Here is a 2,261-nt window from a genome sequence, read left to right as displayed (position 1 = left end):
CTCCGTCCCGCTGTCGCGACCGACTCATCCGGCAGCTTACCGACCCACAGCCAGGCTGGATCCCCGTCGCCGGGCAAAAGGGCAAAGGCAAACTCTCCCCGTTCCGGCAACAGACGCTGCCAGTCCAGCGCCACCTGAGATTGCAAGCGCTGCAGCCACTGGCCGGGATCCACCCGCAACCCCAGGGAATTTAGGGGCTGGATCTGCCCCAGGCTCTGCCAAACTGAGACCAGATTCTCTCCGGAAATCAGCGCCAAGGTTTTATCCGGCAGATGTTGAAGGATCTGCGGGCGAAAGGCTTCTGCCGCCGGCAAGGAGAAGCCAGCGGGCGCATGCCAGAGGGCAGCACTTTCGGCCACCAAGCCGCGGAAGTTTACCCCCAACCCCAGCCCTACCGCCTGCAACGTCAGCCCATCTGAAGAAACCGCCTCTGGATTTTGCCAGAAGGCCCAACCCACATGCGCCTCCCGCAAGGGCTGGATGACCTGCTGAAACAGAGGCTGAGCCACCAGAGACAACTGCGGCAACTGCCAAGCATCGATTGCAGCCCGAATGGCAGCAGACTGCTCCGCCAACAACACGTATTGCTCGCCGAAAACGGCTGCCGAGAACCCCTGCAGGCCCGGAATCGGGCTAGACACCACCTGAATGCCCTTGTAAGTGTCTACCTGCACCGGCCTCCCGGCCAAGCTCTGCCGTTCCCACAACAGGTTCAGCTCAAATTGAGAGACTGCCGCATCCCGCGTTTCTAGGGCAACCAAGGTGCCCCACTCCGGCAAACTGGCCAAGAGGGTGCTCCTCCCCAGCCAGGGCCGCACCTCCCGCTCAAAATCAAGGGATCCCCCGGCCAGCAAGGATCCCAGCCAGCCTGGGCCTTCAGGGGAGAAAAACTTTTGCCACTGCTGACGGGCAGCGCGTCGCTGGGGGGCAGGAGTTGCCGCTTGCCAAAACGCTTGCACCTCGTCCAGGGGAACAGCCAACACCAGCAGCGCTTGTGCGGAGCGAGGGGCCAAACCCACAATTGGCGGCAGCTCCGGGTGGGCCAGCAACAAAGCCACCGGACTGCGGGTGAGCAGCCATACGACAACCCACACCACCATGGCGGCCAGAAGACCCAACCCGATTAGGATCCCGCGCAAGAGTTGCCGTCGTCCCATATCTCATCTCTTCACCGAGGGAGACTTAGCGCGTGTACCCAGGCCCTAATGCTTCACATCACTGGCATGAACAGGCCCAGGAAGAAGAGCTGCCCTCAGTCCTGCATGATAAAACCTTACCATGGAACAGAGGCTCATCCTGGTGCGCAAGCTGGAGCCCACTGCTGAGCAGGCGGTCAAGCTTAGAGGCACCCCACAAGCCTTTGTGATCCGCACCACCATTCCAAACCAACGTGCAGATCAGCCCTGCCTTGACCAGCCCGGCAGCTATCTAGGCCCATCCGAAAGTCAAACCCATGTCAGAGTTTCAACTGGTTTCTCCCTATCAACCCACCGGAGATCAACCTAAGGCAATTGCCGGTTTGGTGAAGTCAATTTCAGAAGGCCATCGTTTCCAAACCTTGCTGGGAGCAACCGGAACCGGCAAAACGTTTACCATCGCCCATACCATTCAGCAGGTGGGCAGGCCCACCTTAGTGATGGCCCACAATAAGACTTTGGCAGCACAACTGTGCAATGAGCTGCGGGAGCTTTTTCCTCACAATGCCGTTGAATACTTCATCAGCTATTACGACTACTATCAACCGGAAGCCTATGTTCCCAGCACCGATACTTACATCGCCAAATCTTCCTCTATCAACGATGAAATCGATATGCTGCGGCACTCGGCTACCCGCTCCTTGTTTGAACGGCGGGATGTGATTGTGGTGGCCTCGGTGAGCTGCATCTATGGTCTGGGCATGCCAGAAGAATACCTGAAGGCTTCCATCCCCTTCAAAGTCGGCCAGGAGATCAACCAACGGGATGTCTTGCGGGCTCTGGCCAGCATCCAGTACGAGCGCAATGACCTGGAGCTGGTGCGGGGGCGATTTCGCCTCAAAGGGGATGTGCTGGAAATTGTGCCGGCCTATGAGGATCGGGTCATTCGCATCGAATTTTTTGGCGATGAGATCGAGGCCATTCGCTTAATCGACCCGGTTACAGGCGAGATTTTGAACAGCCTCAGCGCCCTCAGAGTTTATCCTGCTCGGCACTTTGTAACGCCGGAAGCACAATTGGAGCGGGCAATCCTCAACATCGAGCAAGAACTGGAAGAGCAACTGG

General features: G+C 58.3%; 2 protein-coding genes. One reads left to right on the top strand and one right to left on the bottom strand.

Annotated features, from left to right (window positions below; all coding sequences use genetic code 11):
* Nucleotides 1-1,157: DUF3352 domain-containing protein (locus tag NW819_RS02630; RefSeq protein WP_414412800.1), on the bottom strand; the 1,157-nt coding region annotated here is incomplete at its 3' end.
* A 296-nt stretch (nucleotides 1,158-1,453) separates the two neighbouring features.
* Here NW819_RS02630 and NW819_RS02625 point away from each other — a divergent pair.
* A partial coding sequence (locus NW819_RS02625) for a DEAD/DEAH box helicase family protein (protein ID WP_414412799.1) occupies nucleotides 1,454-2,261 on the top strand: 808 nt, incomplete at its 3' end.

The sequence above is a fragment of the Synechococcus sp. R8-2 genome, from assembly GCF_047461715.1.
GTDB lineage: Bacteria > Cyanobacteriota > Cyanobacteriia > Thermostichales > Thermostichaceae > Thermostichus.
This window is presented reverse-complemented; position numbering and strand designations above follow the sequence as displayed.